The sequence below is a fragment of the Syntrophobotulus glycolicus DSM 8271 genome, from assembly GCF_000190635.1.
GTDB classification, from domain to species: Bacteria; Bacillota; Desulfitobacteriia; order Desulfitobacteriales; family Syntrophobotulaceae; genus Syntrophobotulus; species Syntrophobotulus glycolicus.
On sequence record NC_015172.1, the window covers coordinates 2,816,822 to 2,837,057 of the forward strand.

The window sequence follows — 20,236 nt, forward strand, 5'->3', positions numbered from 1 at the left end:
TTTAGCCAAACGATAAAAATTTAACTCGGAAAGGAAGCTTAGAATGAAAAATCATGTTTTGGGCCTCAATACACTTTTGCTCCATGCCGCCGGCGACCGTGATCCTGTAACAGGCGCTTTAAGCGCCCCCATCTATCAGGTTTCGACATTTCACCGGGATCATGAAAATCCCTCAAAATATGATTATTCGCGTTCCGGGAATCCCACCCGGGATGTTCTGGAAGAATACATTGCCAAAATTGAGGGCGGCAGCCGCGGCTTTGCCTTTTCTTCCGGTATGGCCGCAATCAGTTCAATTTTCTTTACTTTCTCCCCCGGAGATCATATTATTGCCTGCCGGGATATTTACGGGGGGAGCTACCGGTTTTTTACCCAGGTTCTTAAACAGTGGCATTTGGATATCGAGTTTGTTGACATCACGGATAATGAGGCTGTAGAAAAAGCAATCAAGTCCAATACCAAAGCAATTTTCCTGGAGATTGTCTCCAATCCTTTTCTTCATATCGCCGATTTAAAGGGCATCCTTGATCTTTGCCGGAAATATCATCTGAGTTCTATTGTCGATAATACGTTCTTAACCCCCTATTATTGCCGTCCTCTGGAGCTGGGCGCAGACATCGTCCTGCACAGCGCGACAAAGTTCTTAAATGGACACAGTGATGTCGTGGCCGGACTTGCCGCCGCCAATTCTCCTGAACTGGCCGATAAAATCGGTTTCATGCAAAACGCGCTTGGCACTATTCTGGGGCCCCAGGACTCCTGGCTTCTTCTGCGCGGCTTAAAAACTTTGGGCGTCCGTATGGAAAGGCAATCCAGCAGTGCTTTAAAAATTGCCCAATGGCTTTCTCAGCAAAACTGGATAAGAAAGGTTTACCATACCGCCTTTCCTGCTCATCCCCGCAGAGAAATATTAAACGATCTTTCAAGCGGTCATGGTCCGCTGATCACTTTTGAGGTTAACCATCCGGACATCGCCGATAATCTCAGGAGAAGGCTGTCCATCCCGGCCATAGCCGTAAGCCTGGGCGCTGTTGAAAGCATCCTCACTCATCCGGCGACAATGTCCCATGCCTCGATTCCCGCTGTGGTCAGAGAAGAGCTGGGAATCACCGATAACCTGTTCAGGCTCTCCGTCGGCTTGGAAGACCCGGCCGATATCATCCATGATTTTGATCAGGCGGCAAGCTGTTAATCATCTCACAGGTTTAATGAAGAAATAAAAGCAAGCCTTATTCCTCAGACATCTGGGAAATAAGGCTTGCTTCCTTTGTCTCTTCCTCTTTACCGCATTATCTCATCACGACAGCTGCACTGAGAAGATCCTCAGCCAGCCTCAATCCTCCCCGGTATCCGGTATATCCCCTATCCAATACTGCCCTGTTGGCAACAGGGAAACCTATACTTAAATGGGGCACATTAATGGCCTGAGCCAATTCCCGGTCCAGGGAGCTTCCAACCACAAAAGCCGGGCTGAACCCTTTCATATATTTATTGCTCCCTATTTTGGGATATAAGCGGTTCAGGTGCTCAATCACACGGCTGGTGGTCGTTTCAAATATGACATGAGGCTTTAGTCCTGATTCCAGATGATCGGTAAGACCGGCAAAATATTCTTTGCGGTCCTCCTCGATCTGGTCCGTGTACACAACCAGCTCCGGCAGCCAGCCCAAATCATCGGCCAGAAATCTGGTCAGGGCCGGGGCATAATTAAGATCGCCGATGACAACGGCGTATTTCTGCAAATCCAAATCCGTATAACATTCAATCAATGAGTCTATATATTGATAATAGCGCCGGTTTTCCTCAGTAATGATCTTTTCTGCTTGTTCCGCGTCCAGAGAAAGTACTTTCGCCACGTCCCTGATCAGTTTGTCCGTAGCGGACGGACCAACCGGCAGGCCTGTAACGATATAAGGAATCCCATGAATCTCTTCAAAAGCTTTTGCCGTTTCGATCCCATAGCTTTCGGAAACCACAATGTTCAATTCAGCGTTTGCGGCTTGCGCTAAACTCTCGGAGGTATCATCGGGGGTAAAAAATGTGTTCACTTCTAGCCCCAGTCTGGTCAGTACCTGCCGGATGCCCTCAAGATTACCCCGCCAAAATACGTCCATATAGGGGACGATCCCGAAAATATTTACTTTGCCCTTGCCCTTGGTCTGGCTTGGTTTAATATAATCTCTGGTTAAGGCCTGCATCACAATATCATAGCCGTCATAGGAATTTCCTTTAAATCCGCCTGTTTCTGCGGCAATAATCGGCAATCCCTCCTGCCTGAATTCATTGACTACGGCCTTTACGTCATCTCCGATGATTTCTGTGACACAACCGGTGGTTACGACAAAAAGCTTGCCTTCCATAACATCAAAGGTATTCTTGATCTGTTCCCGCAGCCTGTCGCCGCCCCCAAAAACCACTTCTTTTTCCTGTACATTGGAGCTGGGGACACTCAGCCCGCCGCAATATCCACCTGCCTGCAGCCCGCTGCCTCCATTCTGGGCCCATGTAATGTTTCCCGCACACCCGGAGGCCGCGTGCAAAATCGGTATGGTCCCGGGTAAAGCCGTCAGGGTCAAAAAGGCCCCGCCTAAAGAGCACAGGTATCTGGGCCTTTCAATATAACTCGTCATCTATTCCACCCCCGCGGTTTTGATATATTTGAATGGATCATCGTTATACCATTGATCGGAATACGGCAGTGAGGTATATTGACTGAGCTTCCGGTTGAGAATAGGGTTTTTCAATTGTCTGAATAACCTGCGGGCTATCTCATATACGCCCAGGTACCCGATATAGCTTAACCCGGAGTTATAAATCACATGTGTTGCCACTCCAAGCCTGGATGCCGTTCCGTTCCCATGCCAATGACCCAGGAAAACATCCGGTTTCAACTTTCGCAGTAAATTGGCTTCTTCAAAGGGCTGGACATTGGCGATATTGAACACAAAGTCTTTGGGAGAAGAAGCCGCCAGCTTCTCATATTCCCCAATGGCAAATTCGTCATGATGATAAGACCTTATCCCGACGATTTCAAACCCAAGCTCCTGCAGCAGTCTGGCTGTGGCCAGAGCCCTGAATTCACCCGCTCCCACAAAAACTTTTTTTCCCTGAAAAAGAGGCAGGAATTCTTGCAGCCCGGCCTCCAGTTCAGCTGTTTCCGCCTTGATCAGTTGATCAGCCTGCTCTTCCAGGCCAAAGAAACCGGCCACATCTTTAAGCCATAAATTCGTATTTTCAATGCCGATCGGCATATGATTCAGCAGATAAGGAATACCGTACTGTTCTTTAAGGTGTTTGATAAAATAGTCGTCATGGGTCGGGCAAGTACTGACAGAAAGAGCGGCCTGCGTGACTTTGTACATTTCTTCCGGCCGGGCAAAAATCGGGAAAATGTTCACTTCCAGACCAAGAGAGCCCAGCAATCTGCTCAGCTCCAGTTCATCCACTCTGCCCATTGAAGAAACATTCATCAGGTTGACCGTCCGGCTGCGTACAACCTTTTCTTTTAATTCTGCAAACTCGTCAATGATTAACCGGTTTTCCTCGCCGGGCTCTTCCAGCAATTTTCGGCCAAGCCCGTGGTAAACCGCATCATAGGCGGTGGCCCATATTTTTGTCTTAAATCCTTCACAATGAACGGGAACAAGGATGGCGTTAACTGTGGGCTGAACCTTTTGGATCACCCCGTCAATATCATCCCCGATAATTCCCGGTACACACCCGGAAACAATCGTAATTGTCGTGGGCCTGTAGGTCTTCTCCGCTTCAATGATCGCTTTCTCCAGTTTTTCCTCCCCGCCGCCGATCACGTCCGATTCATTCAGAGCGGTGGAAAGCCAAATGGCGTCTTTGACTTTACCCCAGCGGATATTGCCTCCCGAGCGGGCATTGGCATTTTGGGAATGGGCGCATGATCCGCAGCCGATGGCCCCATGCAAAATGGTCACATTATCCGGCAAGCTGTTAATCATCGCCAGACCGGGCAGCAAAAGACATATCGAGCCTTGGGAAAACCCTCTTTCCCCATCGTTTAAGCAGCAGCTTGCGCCTTTTTTAGCAAGTCCGCAAACTGTTCCGGCATAAGTGATACAGGCCTTCAGCCGGTCTTCTCTTTTCGGTGGTTCTTTTTGGTCAAAATAGCTCAAACAACTAACCTCCTCTTTCTCACTTGTTCGATTATCTGCTTTGCCGATGATGGGCTTGGACAAAGCGAAAACTTAGTCTCCAGTTTTTCCGGTCAACTAAATTTATTTTTATTCCGATCAGGACTATTGTCATTGCTGTGGATACCAACCAGATCAACCCGGTCCAAGAATTTTTATGAAGCCCGCCCGATAAGCCTCCAGGCAAGCCGGACTGCTTCCGCCGCGTTGACGGCATAGCCATCCGCTCCGATTTTGTTGGCAAAACCTTGAGATATAGGACCTCCGCCGATTATGACTTTAAATTGTTTTCTGATTTTCTCGTTTTCCAGGATTTGTATTACACTTTCCATTCCATCCATTGTTGTGGTCATCAGGGTGGATAACGCAATGATCTCCGCACCGGTTTCTTTCGCTTTTTCCACAAATGCCACGGGAGGAATATCCCTGCCAAGGTCAAAAACCTCAAAGCCGGATGTTTCCAGCATGATTTTCACTAAATTCTTACCGATATCATGGGTATCGCCTTCAATAACACCGATCACAACCTTATGCTTCACTTCATGCTCCTGAACAGCAATATGCGGCTTTAAAATTTCAAGACCGCTGTACATCGCATCGGAACACATCAGCAACTCAGGAATAAAGTACTCCTCTTCCTCAAAGAGCTGACCTGCCCTGTCCATTCCATCCGCTAAACCTTTATCAATGGCTTCATAGGCATCGAAACCTTGCCGGATTACCTCATTGGCCAGATCCTCAACTTCCTGTTCTTCCATCTCAACAACAGCATCTGAGAGCTTTTTAAAGATCTCTTCTTTATTCGGCATCGCTATTTCCCCTTTATTAAAATAAATTAGAGACAGAATTGATCTGGCCTTCCGCTCTGCTGATAATTCCAGGCCGTATCCACCATAGAAACAATGTTTTCCAGAGGAACCGCCGGCGGAAGATCACAGCCAGGCATGAGAATATAGCCGGCATCCCAGCCCGCTTGATCAATGCAATCCCGGCAAACTTCCGCCACCTCTTCCGGGGAAGCATTCTGCATAATTGCTACCGGATTCATATTGCCGGAAAATGTTATCTGATCTCCTATTTTTTCTCTTGCCGTTTTGATCTCTACCTTATAGTCAATAGAAAGGTTATTTACACCCGTTTCCGGTATCAGGTCCAGCCTGTCGGTAATATTGCCGCAAATATGGATACTGGAAAGCGCCCCTTTCTCCTTGACTTTCTGGACAACTTTTTTTAAATAGGGCAGGGAGAACTCCTCAAACTGCTTTCTGGAAATCAAATCTCCTGATGATGTCGGATCAGCGACGGAAACAATTTCTACCCCCGCATCGATAAATAACGCCAAATACCGGTAACAAAGTTCTGAGGTAAACTCCAATACGGCCTTTACAGCCTCTTTATCCCTGTAAATGCTTCGCATCAGCTTTTCCACTCCATAGATGTGCCCGGCCAGAGTAAACGGCCCCCACTGGCTTGCACCGATCAGAGTATGTCCGCCAATATTCTCGCTGACAATCGCAGCGGTTTCCACCAGCATATTAATATCTTTATCCTCAGTCAGATGATCAAGGTTTATGGTCTCAATATCATTAATATCTTTAAGCAGGGCTGATTGGACATCCGGCGTACCCTTGGAACGGAATTTGATTTCGCCTCCGATTGCCCGGATTGCCAGATTATGATAGCCCGAGCTTGGCCAGACAATATCCGATTTAGCCAGTTCGTTTGTCTCCGCAATGATTTCGGCGGCCTGCCCGGCTCCGATATTCAATGCTTCTTCCAATGTCAAGCCTTTTCTGTTAAATGTCCAGGCCCCACCGGAAAGAAGAGCCACGGGAACTCTCTCCGTTTTTTCCCTGTTTAACGCTTTGATGATCAATTCTTTTGAACTCATTCAACAACACACCTTTTATTAAATCCCTCTTAAAATAAAAACAAGACAAATTTCCCGTGATGAACAGGAAATTTGCCTCCAGCTTTTCTGGTTAGCTTTTACTTTATCGTATTTTTCATCTGATTCTTTTGTGCTTATTTTAGATAGTACCAATTAGACCCTATCAAGTCAATCATTTTTATAGGGTATTGATTTATTTTGGAACAATTCTGTCGATAAATACCGTTCCCCGGTATCCGGCAAAATAGCAACAATATTTTTCCCTTTATTCTCCGGCCTTTGGGCAATCCGGGTTGCGGCAAAAACCGCCGCTCCCGAAGATACTCCGACCAGCAATCCTTCCAATACCGCCAGCTTTCTTGACGTGGTAAAAGCTTCTTCATTTTTGACTTGATAAATTTCATCTATCACCGTCAAATTGGTTACTTCGGAAATGAAGCCGGGACTGATCCCCTGGATTTTATGGGGCCCTTTTTTCCCGCCTGATAAAACGGCGGAATCATAGGATTCAACCGCAATGATTTTTACGTCTTTCCTGCGCTGTTTTAATACCTCGCCGACACCGGTTATTGTTCCTCCGGTCCCCACTCCGGCCACAAAAATATCTACCTGGCCCTCCGTATCCCGCCAGATTTCTTCGGCTGTCGTTTTTCTGTGAATATCGGGATTGGCCGGATTTTCAAATTGCTGGGGGATAAAGGAATTAGGAGTCTGTTCAGCCAAGTCCAATGCTTTTTTGATCGCCCCGGGCATCCCTTCCCCTCCTGGTGTAAGAACCAGCTCCGCTCCAAGGGCCTTCAGCAGGTTTCTTCTCTCCACACTGAATGTTTCAGGTAGTGTAATGATTAGCCTGTACCCCTTGGCTGCGGCGACAAAAGCCAGGGCGATCCCTGTATTGCCGCTTGTCGGCTCAATAATCACCGTATCCTTATTAATGATCCCTTTTTCCTCAGCTTCTTTGATCATGGCATAACCTATCCTGTCTTTGACACTGCTCGCGGGATTAAACGATTCCAGTTTGGCTATGATTTTCGCTTCCAAGTCAAAACTCCGGTTGTAGTTAACCAGCTCCAGCATGGGAGTATTCCCGATTAAATCTGTTAAGTTTTTAACAATTCCGGCCATTTTTTACCTCCGCAAAAACAATTGATGAAACTGAACTTCATTTTTTATTTCCAGACAACATTTTTTATTTCTAGACAATCAGGCGCTGGTGGGAAATTGCCCGCTTGCTGTAAACAATCGGGATGTCATTCGCTTTTGCCTGCTGCCGAACATTTCTCATGGTATTATGGTCAATGAAATCGCAAAAAATAATGACCTGGGCAACATCGATGGGGATGGATTTTTTCCAAAAGGTTTTGGAGCGGCCGCACCAATGAGTGATCTCCTCAAATCCTCTTTCTCTTAATTTGGAAGTGATATTTCCCATTCGGTCTGCACCGACAATCAGCACACGCATTCCTGCCGCCCTCCATTCCTTAGTCATTTTAAAAAGACTTCCTTGGTCTAAAAGAACTTGTTTCATTTTACATAAAATCTATGTATTTAGTAGTCTTTAAAAGTATGATATTCTTAATTCTCAACTTTGTCAACCTGTTCTGCCGTTAAATTCTTTAGTTAAATCTGGTTAAGACGATCGAATAAATATCTTCAATCAGTTTAAGACCGCCATGATAACCCACGTAGGATGAATTCATAACCAGCCTCTCAATAACCGGCCAGGATACATTAAGATAATGAGCGTTTGTTTCTTTGGCAACCTTTTTCTCCCATGAACTTCCCAGGATCAATGGATAACCGAAATAGTCCGTCCCGCGTATTTCTTCATGAATCTGATAGCCGTCGCTTGAAAAATCAATTTCAGCCCGCAGTCCGTCATTGAGATCCCTGAAGTGGCCGCGCAGTGATTCCCGGTATTGCTCTGGGGGATCATCCGTTATATATTGTTTCCCGGGGATCAAACCCAAATCATTGACTAAAAATTTGGTCAGGGCCAGGGAGGTTTGGGCATCAGATACTGTGACAAATCTCTTTGCCATGACCCGTGTTTCTAAAAAGACATCGGCAAAACGTTCAATGTAATAATAGTACTCTTCCTCATGTTTCATGATGACTTCCTCCACCTTTGCCTGATCAATACCGGCAAATTGGCCCAAAGTGCGCAAGAACTTCGTGGTCTCAAATGCCCCAATCGGTAAAGTAGGATAGTGCAGGTAAGGAGTCCCAAATTTTTCTTCCAGTTTTTTGACGTTATTCAAGCCTACCCAGGGGGAGACAAGCAGGTTGAATTCTGCCGCGGAAAGCTTATCGATGTTTTTTATTCCTCTTCCATGCCCGTAAATGGTGTTGGGAATCAGTCCCAGCTCAGCAACCAGCTTTTCCAGTTCCCTTAAGTTCCCCAGCCAAAACGGATCATGCAGGGGGATTCCCGTCCAGATATTTACTAAGCCTTTTTCTGTACGGTCTGCCGGCTTAAGATACTGCTCAATAATCGCATCCAGAACCCACTCATGCCCAAGGTAGTTATTCCCTTTAAACCCGGGGGTCGAAGCGTAAATCACAGGTTTCTCGGCGTGTTTAAATGAACGCACCACTTCTTCGGCATCGTCCCCAACGATTTCTGAAGTACAACCCGTCAGCACTACATAAAGATCAGCATCAATCACCTTGAGCGCATTCTCGATGGTTTCGCGCAGCCGCTCTTCCCCGCCAAAAATCACTTCTTTTTCACTGACATTGGTGCAGGGAAAAATATGGGGGGAAAAATATCCCGAGCTTCCCGTACTTCCCCCCAGCTTTTCCGCACAACCGGGTCCCGAATGAAGAATAGGCAGTGCTCTGCTGATCCCGTGAACGGTTTGCATTGCCGTCATCGCGCATTTATATCTCGGCTGGTCCAATATCTTGGCCATCTCGGTCTCACTCCTTTAAAAATGTTTGATTGTCCTGCTTATACCACCAATCCGTATAAGGCAGCTTGACTCTGGCGGCCAGATTTTTTTCAAAGCTCCTGTTTTTTATGGTATCCAGAACGGAATAAGCAAAATTCAAGGTACCTTGATAACCGAAAATCATATATTCATCGGCAACATAAAGGGCCGGAACCCCCTGTTTAATTGCCCAGACTGTTGTCCCGGGATGACGGGAAAAATAAATATCCGGCCGATAGGTATTCAAGATGTTCAAAACTTCGTAATTCTGCTGGTCGGCAACACTGATTCTGAAATTGTCCGGAGAATTCTCCCGCAGGTACTCCAGAGACGGAGGAGCCGCTTCATTATCATATTTTTTGTCATAATGCCAGGCTGCTGCCCAGACAACCTCCATATCCAATTCCTGCAAAACCCTGCTGACTTCAAAGGTATAGCCCGGACCCATGCCAATAACCGCCCGCAGGCCTTTTAATTCCCGTTTCGCTTCCTCAATTTTCGGGATGTAAAGTTCCCGCTGTTCGGCAAGATAAGCTTCCACCTTATCTTCTTTCTGAATCGTTTTCCCGATTTGCCTGAGCCATGTTTCAAAGCCGGTGACCCCCATGGGATTGATGGTCCTCACATAAGGAACACCATACCTTTCTTGGAGTCCGTTCCCTAAATAAGTACCCAGAGTTCCGCAAACGCAAACAGTTGCCAGGGACTCGGAAAGTCTGGACAGTTCCTCAACGGTAGAATTCTGATATAAAAACAAAGGTTCAACATCAAACCTGGCAAATAAATCGATAATTTCCAAACGGGCACTTTCATAAAAGTTTTTAAAATTGATCACATTTCTTTTTTGTTGGGGCGGCTTGACTATGCCGGTTAGCACAGCATGGTCGGAGATATCAAAGCCGGAAGCCCAGATCCTCGATTTAAAGCCTTCACAATGGACTGCGGCAATAGGAACGGGAATCTCTTCTTTCAGCTCTTCCACCACATTGTCCACATCTTCACCAATAATACCGGTCACACAGGATGTCCCGATAAAGATTGCTTTGGGATGATAGCGGCGATAGGTTTCCAGTACAATTTCTTTTAGGGTTCCGGTTGCTCCGAAAACGGTGTCCTGTTCATTCATATCCGTCCCGATGAAAACCGTACTGTTCGTGACCCCTCTCTTCGCTGCCAGCTGGGCATTTTGTACCGTCACCCCGGCTGCTGTCGCCGTACAGCCGGAAGGGGCGTGGTTGATGATCGCGATGTCCCTGATCCCTGAAAGCTGAGCCAGGGCGCAGCCGGATAGACAGGTACTGGACTGGCTGAAGCATCTTTCTTTATCCCGCAAGGTTCCGCACCTTGACTGGTGCACTAAATCCCGGAGGTCGCCATGATAACCTGTAATGGAACCCAAACGATTTTCTCTGGTCCCAACAGAACTCTCTTTAAAATTGAACGCCATCTTTTTCCCCTCCTGTAAGTCCATCCGTATCCTCAGGCAAATTCAGACCGCCCTGATCTCCTGTCTCAGGCTTTTGCGGCCGGTTTCATCGGCTTTGATTATGGCTTTCATCAGCAAATCCCGGTTCACCGGGAAATTCAGTTTATCCAGTGAGGTTTCCGTAAAATTGATATGATCTGCCACAAGTGCCGCTTTCTCAGCCAATTCCCCCGCAATCCCCAGCTGCCCTAAGGTAACCGGCAGCTCCAATGTCTGAAGGAACCTGATAAAATGATCAATCTCCTGTGAAGGCTTATCTTGCAGGATTAACTGAACAACTAAACCAAAAGCGACAATTTCTCCGTGCAGGCTCTGGTGTGTTTCCTTTAGCAAGGTAAAATGATTATAAAGAGTATGCGCCAGTGCCGGCCTGCGGGTTCCCTGACTAATACTGCCGATAAGCCCGGCCAGAACAATAATTGCATCAACAACCCAACTCAGTTCATTTGAAGGCACTCTTGCCTCAACATCGCGTTGGGCCTGAGCATAATATTTCCTCAGCAAATCCAGGGCCTGTTCAGCGATTTTAACACCGATAGTCAGAGAGATGTCGCTCTGCCCTTCCGCGGTATGAGGCGCTGTCTCATACCATTTGGCAATCGTATCGCCTATCCCGGCATTTAGATAGCGCACCGGAGCCTGGGCAATTATTCCTAAATCCGTCAATACCAGCCGGGGTGAAGTCTTTAAAAAGCGGTATTCCGCAAATTTTCCCTCTTCATCATAAAGAACAGTTAAGGCTGACCAGGCCGCACAGGTCGCCGCTATTGTCGGCACAGCAACAAGTGGTATTCCGGCGTCTTCAGCAATAGCTTTAACCGAGTCCAGAACCTTGCCTCCGCCTACACCGATCAGAATATCCGCTCTCAGTTCTTGGGCCAAAGCTGAATATTTCCGGATATTTTCAACTGTGCAATTCCCCTGAAATACAAAAGTTTGGCTTGAGATTCCGGCTTTTTCCAAGCTTGCTGTCAGTTCTTGACCGGCAACAGCCAAAGCAGTCTTTCCCCCGATGATCAAAGCATTTTGACCCAACCTGCCGATATGCTCTCCCGCTTTCTTCAGGCTACCCGCTTCATTGATATAGTGATCAGGTGTTTTTATGGTAAGCATGATTTCATTCTTCCTTTCCTTCATCAAAAAACCCGGAGACTGAATCAAAGATTCAGCCTCCAGGTTTTCTGGTCGGCCTATAATCTACACTATTCCTATAGATTTCATTATATAATAGCATGGGAAGGTCCCGCTGTCAAATAAAATCTTTGATCTCATCAGGTACAGCAGGATATGTTCATTGACAAACAAAGTTGATCTAATTTATAATTCTTTTTAGTATTTTTATACGAAAGCAAAAGCTGACTGAACGCCAGAGGCTGAACCGCAAGGGGCTCACTCTGTCGTTTTTCCTTATGAACTAATTGCACTGTTAGAAGGAAGATATGATTAAACACCAAACTTTGGAGAAAGAAAGGAGCAGGATAGATGTCTGATCTTCAGTACAGAAAAGCGCTTGAACACATCTCTCCCTATAAACCGGCCAAAACACTGGTAAAAATCAAAGAAGAGCTTGGTTTGGAGCATATTATCCGTTTGGCGGCCAATGAAAACACCATGGGCTGTTCCCCCCATGTTCAAGAGGCGGTTAATGCCGCCTTAAAAGATATCTATCTTTATCCGGACGGCTTTTGTCATGATTTGCGCGCTCAATTGGCCCAAACCTGTCACTTCGATCCCCATCAACTGATTTTTTCTAACGGCTCTTTTGAATTAATCTCCTTAATTGCCCAAGCCTTCCTGAATCCGGGCGAAGAATCGATTATTCCTGAGCCTTCCTTCGGCTGGTATAAAGTTGTTACTCTGGGCATGGACGGAGTCGTCAACAATGTCCCCTTAAAAAACCACTGTATTGACTTGCAGAGAATTCAGAGGGAAATTAATGACAAAACCCGGATCATCTGGCTGTGCAACCCCAATAATCCAACAGGCACCTTTTTTACTCAAAGTCAGTTGGAATCGTTTATCGCAGATATTCCGCCCCAGATTATTATTGTTCTGGATGAAGCCTATTATGAATTTGTTACCGACAAATCCTATCCCGACAGCGTCTCCCTGATTGAAAAACATCCCAATATCATTGTGCTCAGAACGTTTTCCAAGGTTTATGGTTTAGCCTCTTTTCGCCTTGGCTATGGAATTGCCGGTCAGAATATCATCGGAAACCTCAATAAAATCCGTTTGCCCATTAATGTGAATTATCTGGCCCAAATTGCCGGAATTGCCGCTTTGAGCGATAGGGAGTTTACCAAGGCCGTTCTGGACAATAACGCCCGGGAAAAACAATATTATTATCAGGTTTTTAAGGAAATGAGCCTGGACTATATCCCTTCAGAAACAAATTTTATAATGGTCAATGCGGAAAGAAGCAGTGAAGCTGTTGTGGATGAGATCCTCAAAAAAGGTATCTCTGTCCGGGCGGGCATGGAATTTGGCATGCCGAGCTGGTTAAGGATCACGATCGGACAACCGGAGGAAAACCGTTTACTGGTCACTGCCCTGAAGGAGGCTTTACCCAAATAAGAGAGCATTTACAGCTGACAGGAGCACAAAACAAGTTTCCTGTGGTTTACCATGAAAAGATAAAACAACAAAAGACGCTTCTGGCACTAGGCCAGTAGTGTCTTTTGTTGTTTCAAGCTATTTACTGTGACAACCTCATTTTTGTTCCTGAATTCGTTTAAGGTTTTTGAGTCGAAAAATACGCTTTTTGAGTAGAGTTAGAATTTACTAACTTTTATAATAGAGCAAACATCGCCTGACCATGGGCGCACTATTTTTTAAATGCTAAGGAGGATTTCAAGTAAAATGAGGATTGAACCAACGATCAAGAATTGGCGGATAAGGAGAAAATTTTTTAGTTTGCTGCTGATAGCGGCAATTGCTGTCACCTTTCTGCCGCTCCCTTCTCATGCCGCAGCTCCCTTTGCGGGGGGAGACGGGACCGCAGAATCTCCCTATCAGATCGCCAGTGCAGAGCAGTTAGATGAAGTTCGCTATCACCTCGACAAGCATTTTATCCTGACTGCCGATATTAGCCTTTCTGACTATGGCGATTGGGAGCCTATCGGTGCTTTTCAGTCCCTTTCGGATGCCCCGGAAGATGCGGAGGTTCCCCAACCTGCGGTGGCTTTCACCGGCACCTTTGACGGAAACCATCATACTATTTCAAATATAAACATCAATAAGCCTATGTCTATGGCGGTTGGTCTATTTGGCTGCACGGTCGGTACAGAAGAAAATCCTGGTTCCATCTCCAATCTCAACCTAGAGAATGTCAATGCAGCGGGATATTATCTGATTGGGGGAGCAGTCGGCCTTCAGCATCAAAACTTTATGGTGCAGAACGTGACTTTAACGGGCACGAATGAGATTCAGGGCTTACAAGGAGTAGGCGGCATTATCGGAACCAGCTTTGACACCGTGAAAAACTGTACGGCTATTGCGGATATTGTCGTCACTGGTGATGATGGCGCTTGCGCCGGCGTAGTGGTCGGCGGCACGGACGGAGGCTCTCTCCTCAACTGCACGGCGGCGGGAGGCTCGGTAACGGCAACAGGAAAGAATTGCTGGGCATTGGGCGGAGTGTGTGGCGCACCTTATGCCGCACCGAAAATCACAACCTGCATGGCCGAGAACGTGACCATTACAGCTTCCGGTACAAACAACCGCCTGATAGGCGGGTTGGTGGGCTTTACCGGTACCTACGGCGAAGATGCCCCCACCTCTGTAACAAATTGCACGGTTGCGGGTATCACCATCAATGTATCAGACAGCACGACCTGTGTCGGTGGTCTGGTGGGCGGCAGCACAGCAGGTTCGACTCAGACGATTCCTTCCGTTTTTGCCATTAAAGACAGTTCCACTGCCGGCGCCATTACTGGCGGAACTGCCTCCGTCGGCAGCATTGCGGGCTATGCTTACCATTCCACCGTGGAAAACTGCACAAGCACCATGACTTGGAACAGCGGCATTCTTAACCAAATCGGGGAGAACGTCGCCGTACCTGTAAAATCCCGTGGGGGTAGAAGTAGCGGCGGGAGCTCTTCCTCCCTGCTGACCCCGCCCGCGCTGGCAACGGACAGCAGCGGTAACACCGCAGGCAGTGCCGTGGATATCACGTTTAACGATGATCAGGCCTGGCGGACAGCCATCAGCCGTCTTACGGTTGACGGTAAGGTCCTGACCAACGCACAGTATACAATAACGGCAGGCAGCATCCGTATTATCGCAGGCGTACTGGAAACGCCCGGGAACCATAAGATAGCGGTCATCTCTTCAGGCTACAGCAATGCTGTTATAGCGCAGACAATGACGGAAGCCAGCATCGCTTCGGTGGTGCGGCTGGCGGGGAGTAACCGCTTCGAGACAGCTGTTGCGATTGCCAGGGCCGGCTGGACTGACGGCGCCGACAATGTGGTCTTGGTCTATGCCTTTGATTTTCCCGATGCCCTGGCGGCAGTGCCCTTAGCCAAGAAGCTGAATGCGCCGATTCTTCTTACCTCTAAGACAGAACTTTCAAGTGTAACCTTAGCAGAGATGGAAAGACTGAACGCAAAAAAAATAACGCTCATCGGCAGTGCGGGCGTGATTTCTCAAAATGTGGAGGACAGCCTGATTGCCAGATATGGCCGGAATAATATCGTACGCTATGGCGGCGCCAACCGCTACGCAACGGCGGCAGCGATTGCGGAAGCCATGGGCCAGACCGGCAAAGCCGTGCTTGTTAACGGAGAAACAGCACATTATCCGGATGCTCTGGCCATTTCTCCTTATGCCGCTTATCATGGGATACCCATCCTCTTTACAGAAGCGTCAAGACTTCCCGCAGAGACAGCCCGAGCCCTGACAACCCAAAATGTCGGTGCTGCCATCATCGTCGGCGGTGAGGGAGCCATTTCGGCGGAGGTCTTCAATCAAATACCGGGGGCCAGTCGTTATGGCGGTGATGATCGTTATGGGACAGCCGTGGCAATTATCAAGGGGCTGGCTCATGAATTTAATCAAGTCTATGTCGTAACCGGAGTGAATTTCCCGGATGCCCTGGTGGCAGGCAATTTGGCGGCACATACCCAGTCACCCCTGATCTTGGTGGATAAGCAAATTCCTGAAGCTGTTCAGACATTCTTCACAACAGCAGGACAGGACATTGCCAAAATAACGATAATTGGTGGTGAAGAGATTATTCCCGCCTCTCAGATCAGTGATCTCCTTAAAGCTCTAGAGTAAGGGTTCATCTGGTTTTGCTTACAAGCTGGATTTTTAGCGGGACGAACACTTCTGCGTGTCTAACTTGGAACAGGTTTACCCACTTATGGAGTGGCAGTCGTATTCTGAAGCGGTTAGAAAGAGGCTGTTGCCTGACGGATGATAAAATTCGTTGGCAACAGCCCTTTTCACCGATAGCAGATTCTCAGAAACTTGATCATTAAGGACTCCCCCACAACCCCGACCAGCCGATAAACCCTGATGAAAGAGCCAAACTATGGTAAAATAAAGGCTACAATCAGACACATACAGATAATGAGGTCTGGAAGGAGCAAACCATGAACGATTTCATATTAAAAATCTATGAATTATTGACAATATTATTACCTTTTTTCATTGTTTTCGTCGTAATGAACATCATTTCAAGACGCAAAGGTATAGCCGCGTTAAACAGTTATTTTCTACTGACTTTTGTATTGGCAATTTATCTTTTCGGAACTTTATCTGTTACTGGTGCCGGTACAATTTTCGATCTAAAAATGTATGGCATTGAAATAAGATCTGATCAGATTAATCTATTCCCTTTTTCACAGGATATCGATATTATGGCATATTTGCAAAATATTCTGCTGTTTATTCCATTTAGTTTTCTGCTGGCTTTAATATGGCCTCATTATGCTAAATGGAAATTTGCTGTGTTGTCTGGATGTTTATTTTCCTTATTGATAGAATTAAGTCAACTTCTTAATAACAGGCAAACCGATATTGATGACTTGATACTGAACATCGTTGGGACGGCCTTAGGTTATTTTCTCTACCAGATTTTTATCTCTGTAACAAAATGGAATAATGAGCGGTTGGTTTACTATAGATTTGAACCGGTTGTATATGTATGTGCAATGTTTTTAGGACATTTCTTGTTCTATAACGAGTTTGGTTTAGCGAAAATACTATATGGATTTTAATCTGTGCCTTTATTCAGGTTGATACTCCTAAATCAGATTAAGAGAGGCTCCAACCAGATGTTTTTTCTCTGATGCTTACAAAATCGCGGTATATACCTGCCTGTTCTATTAATTCATTGTGGGTTCCACTTTGGCTGATGCGTCCGTCCGAAATCACTAAAATTTGATTTGCCTCTCTTATTGTATTCAGCCGGTGAGCAATGACCAATAATGTTTTTCCTTTGACCAGTTCAGAAATTGCTTCCTGAATATAGCTTTCATTATCCGTGTCTACGCTTGCCGTCGCTTCATCCAAAATAACAATAGGTGCATCTTTCAAGATGCAGCGGGCAATGGAAATACGCTGTTTTTCACCGCCGGACAGGGTAGCTCCACCTTCGCCTACCATCGTTTGGAACCCCTCCGGTAAATTCATGATAAAGTCGTAACAGCGGGCCTTTTTTGCCGCCTTAAAAACATCTTCCTCCGTAGCATCCGGCTTACCCATGCTGATGTTATTATAAATGGTGTCCTGAAACAAATAGACCCGCTGGAATACCATACTGATCTGCTCCATCAGTTCACCAAGAGGAACATCCCGAATGTCGGTGCCTCGGATAGCCACACTTCCCGATTTCACATCCCAAAGCCTGGCAAGAAGATTCGCAATAGTGGACTTGCCTCCACCAGATGGACCCACCAGTGCCAGCATTGAGTTTTCTTTTAAATTAAAGCAGATATCATTTAGCACCTCTTTGTCTTGATAGGCAAAGGTCACATGATTGAAGCACACTTCCGGCGCATTGGGGGAAACGGCCGGGATATGCTTTTTTCCGGTGGCCGGCAGTTCCTCTTCCTTCAATACAGACTCAATGCGATCCAATGCAGCATCCATCACCGTCAGACGGGTAGCCTCGCCATAAAGTGCCTTAAGTGGTCCAAACAGGTCAAAAACAAAGAGCAGAACGCCCAGCAAATAAGGCAGAGACAGTACGCCGTTCTGCTGAAGAGATATAGACAGTCCAAAAATGGAGGCAATTCCGAACGCATAGAGAATGTTTAGCCCTCGCGTCCACGGAGTCATTTTTTTCTCAAATGTAATGGATGTATCTCTGGACTTTTTAAAATTATCACTTAACTCCTGCGATTTTTCGCCAATCAGATTGTAACTCTTAATCACTCCGATACCTTCGGTAAAGGAAAGCACCGCATCGGTCAAATGTTCGCTCTGTTCCTGCCGCTGGGCGGCCTCACCCAAGGATAATTGGTTCATGCGTCCCGCAATCAAGGATGCAAGCATGATGATGCCTGTGGCAACCAGTCCCAGCCGCCAATCCAGAACAAACATAAAAACAGTCAAGATTAATGAAGAAAACAGATAACTCATCATGTTTGCAATAGTACTCATTGATACTTCTTCAATGAATACCATATCCGTACTTAGAACGGAACTGATTTTACCGATATTGCCTGCGGTAAAATAGCCCATAGGAAGTTTACGGAGATGTCCGCCTAATGCCATACGCTGATCTGCAAACATCATGTATCCGGCTCCACTTTGCAGACGGTCGCTCAAAAAATGAACCACGGCTTGGAGCACGACTACCGCCAAGAGGCCAAGACCAATATACAGGCAGCGTCTCGCATTCAAGGTATTCTCATAAAAGCCAGCCAGCACGATAAATGCAAAAAACAGCGGCATTTTTGAAAGAACGGACTCCAAAAACGAGCAGACAGAGGCCGCTCCGATTCTCCCTTTGTATTTGCCGGAAAGTTGTAGAATTCTTTTGAACAGTTTCAGCATCTTAATTCCCCCCTTTTGCAGTAGCCACTTTCCACTCCGAACTATTTTGGGAAGCGTTCCACAGTTTATGATATTCCTCACAAGAGGACAGCAATTCATCGTGCTTACCCGCAGCCAGGAGGGAGCCATGTGCCATGACACAGATTTGGTCTGCGTTCATCATGGCAGACAGCTTATGGGCGATAACAAATAGGGTCTTGCCCTTAACCAGCTCCGCAATAGCCGCCTCCACCTTTTCCTCGTTTTCCGGGTCAATGTAAGCGGTGGCCTCGTCAAGAACCACGATAGGGGCGCTCTTCAAAATCGCTCTTGCCAGAGAGATACGCTGACGCTGTCCGCCGGAAAGCATTTTACCTGCATCCCCAGCCGCTGAATGGATACCTCGGGGTAATTCTTCGATATACTCCATACACTGTGCTTTACGGGCAGCTTCTACCACTTCCTCATCGGTGGCATCCAAACGCCCCATCCGAATGTTTTCCAGCAGAGAAGTGTTAAAAAGATACTGATCCTGCGCCACATAAGAAATCTGGCTGTTCAAAGCATTCAGACTCATTTCACTGACACTCTGTCCGCCAACGGTAATTGTTCCCTGCTGTGGGTCATAATAGTGGATCAACAGCTTTGCCAACGTACTTTTCCCAGAACCGGACTCGCCCACGAGAGCCGTTTTTTGCCCGGCTTTCGCGGTCAGGCTGACATCGTGAACGACTGTCTGATCTCCGTAAGCAAAGCTTACACCCTCAAAACAGATTGTATGATCTTTGCCACCGAAACCATCTTCGGTCTGATGGAGGGGTTCGGCTTCTAACACCTGTTCCAGTGCAGAGATTTTATAATTGAGCTGAGGCATGGCAGGCAGGAATCCAAGGGCTTTGAGCAAGGGAATACCAATGCTCAACGCCAGACACAGCACTAAAATCAGACTTGGCAAGGTAGAAAAGCCCCTCAGCACGAACCAGGCGCCTAAAGGCAGCGTCAGAATGATGGTACAAGGCAGCAAACTGTTATAAATCGCCATCCACGGCCAGCAAGCCTTATACCAGTTCAACGTATAGTCACGGTAATTGGTAACATCCTTTCGGAACCGTTCATAAGACTCGCCATCTTTGTTGAATACTTTGACTACTTCCATCCCGTTGATGTACTCAATAATGGTATTATTCATTTTCTGCCCTGCCTGATAATAAGGCCCCATTTGCTTCATGCCAACAGAATACATCATCATCATTGCAACCAAGCTGATGGGCAGGGAGGCCAAAGACAGCAATGCCAGTTTCCAATCAATAAAGAACATGGCGATATAGACCGCAAGCGGAACCATTAAATTTGCAATACCCTCCGGCAGCGAATGAGCCATCAGAAGTTCCAGACTGTCTACGTCGTCTACGAACAGCTTTTTAACGGTACCGATGCCTTTGTCCTGAATGATGCCCAAGGGCAGATTTTCTAACTTTTTCTGTAATGCAATACGCAGGCGCATCAGCGTATTATAGGCGGTTTTATGGGATAAATCCAATCCCCATCCATAAAGAACCGCCTGCAAAACCAGGCAAACCAGTACGCCAATGACACGTACTGTAATCTCGGCCAGGGCAACGCTTCCACCGGTGACCAATGGAGCAATAATCTGATAGGCCAGAACAAAGGGAAGGACACCCATCAGGACACTCACCAGGAATATGAGGGTCGCTGCATAGATGCCTTTTTTATACGGACCGGCGTATTCAAAAATTTTATTGAACATCTTGTT

15 protein-coding genes are annotated in these 20,236 nt (G+C 46.7%); 4 read left to right on the forward strand and 11 right to left on the reverse strand.

What is annotated here, in order from left to right; translation table 11 throughout:
- Positions 1-43: 43 nt before the first annotated feature.
- Positions 44-1,192, forward strand: coding sequence for a trans-sulfuration enzyme family protein (locus tag SGLY_RS13985; protein ID WP_013625876.1), 1,149 nt, complete (start codon positions 44-46; stop codon positions 1,190-1,192).
- A 97-nt stretch (positions 1,193-1,289) separates the two neighbouring features.
- On the opposite strand, the gene SGLY_RS13990 is transcribed toward SGLY_RS13985, so the two are convergent.
- The 9 genes from SGLY_RS13990 to SGLY_RS14030 form a co-directional block, all read right to left on the reverse strand.
- Entirely contained in the window at positions 1,290-2,630 is a 1,341-nt protein-coding gene (locus SGLY_RS13990) for a nitrogenase component 1 (protein WP_013625877.1), read from the reverse strand.
- On the reverse strand, positions 2,631-4,145 hold the full coding sequence (locus tag SGLY_RS13995) for a nitrogenase component 1 (protein ID WP_013625878.1): 1,515 nt from the start codon (positions 4,143-4,145) through the stop codon (positions 2,631-2,633).
- Between the two features lie 173 nt (positions 4,146-4,318).
- The gene (locus tag SGLY_RS14000) at positions 4,319-4,972 is read right to left on the reverse strand and encodes a corrinoid protein (protein WP_013625879.1); all 654 of its coding nucleotides are present in this window, start codon (positions 4,970-4,972) and stop codon (positions 4,319-4,321) included.
- Positions 4,973-4,998: 26 nt separating this feature from the next.
- The gene (locus SGLY_RS14005) at positions 4,999-6,054 is read right to left on the reverse strand and encodes a uroporphyrinogen decarboxylase family protein (protein ID WP_013625880.1); all 1,056 of its coding nucleotides are present in this window, start codon (positions 6,052-6,054) and stop codon (positions 4,999-5,001) included.
- Between the two features lie 168 nt (positions 6,055-6,222).
- Positions 6,223-7,179, reverse strand: a complete 957-nt coding sequence (cysK, locus tag SGLY_RS14010; RefSeq protein ID WP_013625881.1) for a cysteine synthase A — start codon at positions 7,177-7,179, stop codon at positions 6,223-6,225.
- A gap of 70 nt (positions 7,180-7,249) precedes the next feature.
- Positions 7,250-7,543, reverse strand: coding sequence for a DUF2325 domain-containing protein (locus SGLY_RS14015; RefSeq protein ID WP_169312030.1), 294 nt, complete (start codon positions 7,541-7,543; stop codon positions 7,250-7,252).
- A 127-nt stretch (positions 7,544-7,670) separates the two neighbouring features.
- Positions 7,671-8,969 carry a nitrogenase component 1 gene (locus tag SGLY_RS14020; protein ID WP_013625883.1) on the reverse strand — a complete coding sequence of 433 codons (1,299 nt, stop codon included), beginning with the start codon at positions 8,967-8,969 and terminating at the stop codon, positions 7,671-7,673.
- Between the two features lie 7 nt (positions 8,970-8,976).
- Complete coding sequence (locus SGLY_RS14025) at positions 8,977-10,434, reverse strand: nitrogenase component 1 (protein ID WP_013625884.1); 1,458 nt, start codon at positions 10,432-10,434, stop codon at positions 8,977-8,979.
- 42 nt (positions 10,435-10,476) lie between these two features.
- Entirely contained in the window at positions 10,477-11,634 is a 1,158-nt protein-coding gene (locus tag SGLY_RS14030) for an iron-containing alcohol dehydrogenase family protein (RefSeq protein ID WP_013625885.1), read from the reverse strand.
- A gap of 321 nt (positions 11,635-11,955) precedes the next feature.
- Here SGLY_RS14030 and hisC point away from each other — a divergent pair, with 321 nt between their 5' ends.
- The 3 genes from hisC (at position 11,956) to SGLY_RS14050 (ending at position 16,700) form a co-directional block, all read left to right on the forward strand.
- A complete protein-coding gene (gene hisC, locus SGLY_RS14035; RefSeq protein WP_013625886.1) occupies positions 11,956-13,050 on the forward strand; it encodes a histidinol-phosphate transaminase in 1,095 nt (364 codons plus the stop codon).
- A gap of 285 nt (positions 13,051-13,335) precedes the next feature.
- Positions 13,336-15,756, forward strand: coding sequence for a cell wall-binding repeat-containing protein (locus tag SGLY_RS17235; protein ID WP_013625887.1), 2,421 nt, complete (start codon positions 13,336-13,338; stop codon positions 15,754-15,756).
- 317 nt (positions 15,757-16,073) lie between these two features.
- Entirely contained in the window at positions 16,074-16,700 is a 627-nt protein-coding gene (locus SGLY_RS14050) for a VanZ family protein (RefSeq protein WP_013625888.1), read from the forward strand.
- A 37-nt stretch (positions 16,701-16,737) separates the two neighbouring features.
- Here SGLY_RS14050 and SGLY_RS14055 read toward each other — a convergent pair whose 3' ends face one another.
- Together SGLY_RS14055 and SGLY_RS14060 are read right to left on the reverse strand one after the other, a co-directional pair.
- Positions 16,738-18,483 carry an ABC transporter ATP-binding protein gene (locus tag SGLY_RS14055; RefSeq protein WP_013625889.1) on the reverse strand — a complete coding sequence of 582 codons (1,746 nt, stop codon included), beginning with the start codon at positions 18,481-18,483 and terminating at the stop codon, positions 16,738-16,740.
- Between the two features lies 1 nt (position 18,484).
- A complete protein-coding gene (locus SGLY_RS14060; RefSeq protein ID WP_013625890.1) occupies positions 18,485-20,230 on the reverse strand; it encodes an ABC transporter ATP-binding protein in 1,746 nt (581 codons plus the stop codon).
- Positions 20,231-20,236 lie beyond the last annotated feature (6 nt).

Excerpts from the sequence above, each read along its gene's own strand:
- SGLY_RS13985 (WP_013625876.1), top strand. The coding sequence starts at position 44 with ATGAAAAATCATGTTTTGGGCCTCAATACACTTTTGCTCCATGCCGCC.
- SGLY_RS13990 (WP_013625877.1), bottom strand. The coding sequence starts at position 2,630 with ATGACGAGTTATATTGAAAGGCCCAGATACCTGTGCTCTTTAGGCGGG.
- SGLY_RS14000 (WP_013625879.1), bottom strand. The coding sequence starts at position 4,972 with ATGCCGAATAAAGAAGAGATCTTTAAAAAGCTCTCAGATGCTGTTGTT.
- SGLY_RS14005 (WP_013625880.1), bottom strand. The coding sequence starts at position 6,054 with ATGAGTTCAAAAGAATTGATCATCAAAGCGTTAAACAGGGAAAAAACG.
- cysK (WP_013625881.1), bottom strand. The coding sequence starts at position 7,179 with ATGGCCGGAATTGTTAAAAACTTAACAGATTTAATCGGGAATACTCCC.
- SGLY_RS14015 (WP_169312030.1), bottom strand. The coding sequence starts at position 7,543 with ATGACTAAGGAATGGAGGGCGGCAGGAATGCGTGTGCTGATTGTCGGT.
- SGLY_RS14020 (WP_013625883.1), bottom strand. The coding sequence starts at position 8,969 with ATGGCCAAGATATTGGACCAGCCGAGATATAAATGCGCGATGACGGCA.
- SGLY_RS14025 (WP_013625884.1), bottom strand. The coding sequence starts at position 10,434 with ATGGCGTTCAATTTTAAAGAGAGTTCTGTTGGGACCAGAGAAAATCGT.
- hisC (WP_013625886.1), top strand. The coding sequence starts at position 11,956 with ATGTCTGATCTTCAGTACAGAAAAGCGCTTGAACACATCTCTCCCTAT.
- SGLY_RS17235 (WP_013625887.1), top strand. The coding sequence starts at position 13,336 with ATGAGGATTGAACCAACGATCAAGAATTGGCGGATAAGGAGAAAATTT.
- SGLY_RS14050 (WP_013625888.1), top strand. The coding sequence starts at position 16,074 with ATGAACGATTTCATATTAAAAATCTATGAATTATTGACAATATTATTA.
- SGLY_RS14055 (WP_013625889.1), bottom strand. The coding sequence starts at position 18,483 with ATGCTGAAACTGTTCAAAAGAATTCTACAACTTTCCGGCAAATACAAA.
- SGLY_RS14060 (WP_013625890.1), bottom strand. The coding sequence starts at position 20,230 with ATGTTCAATAAAATTTTTGAATACGCCGGTCCGTATAAAAAAGGCATC.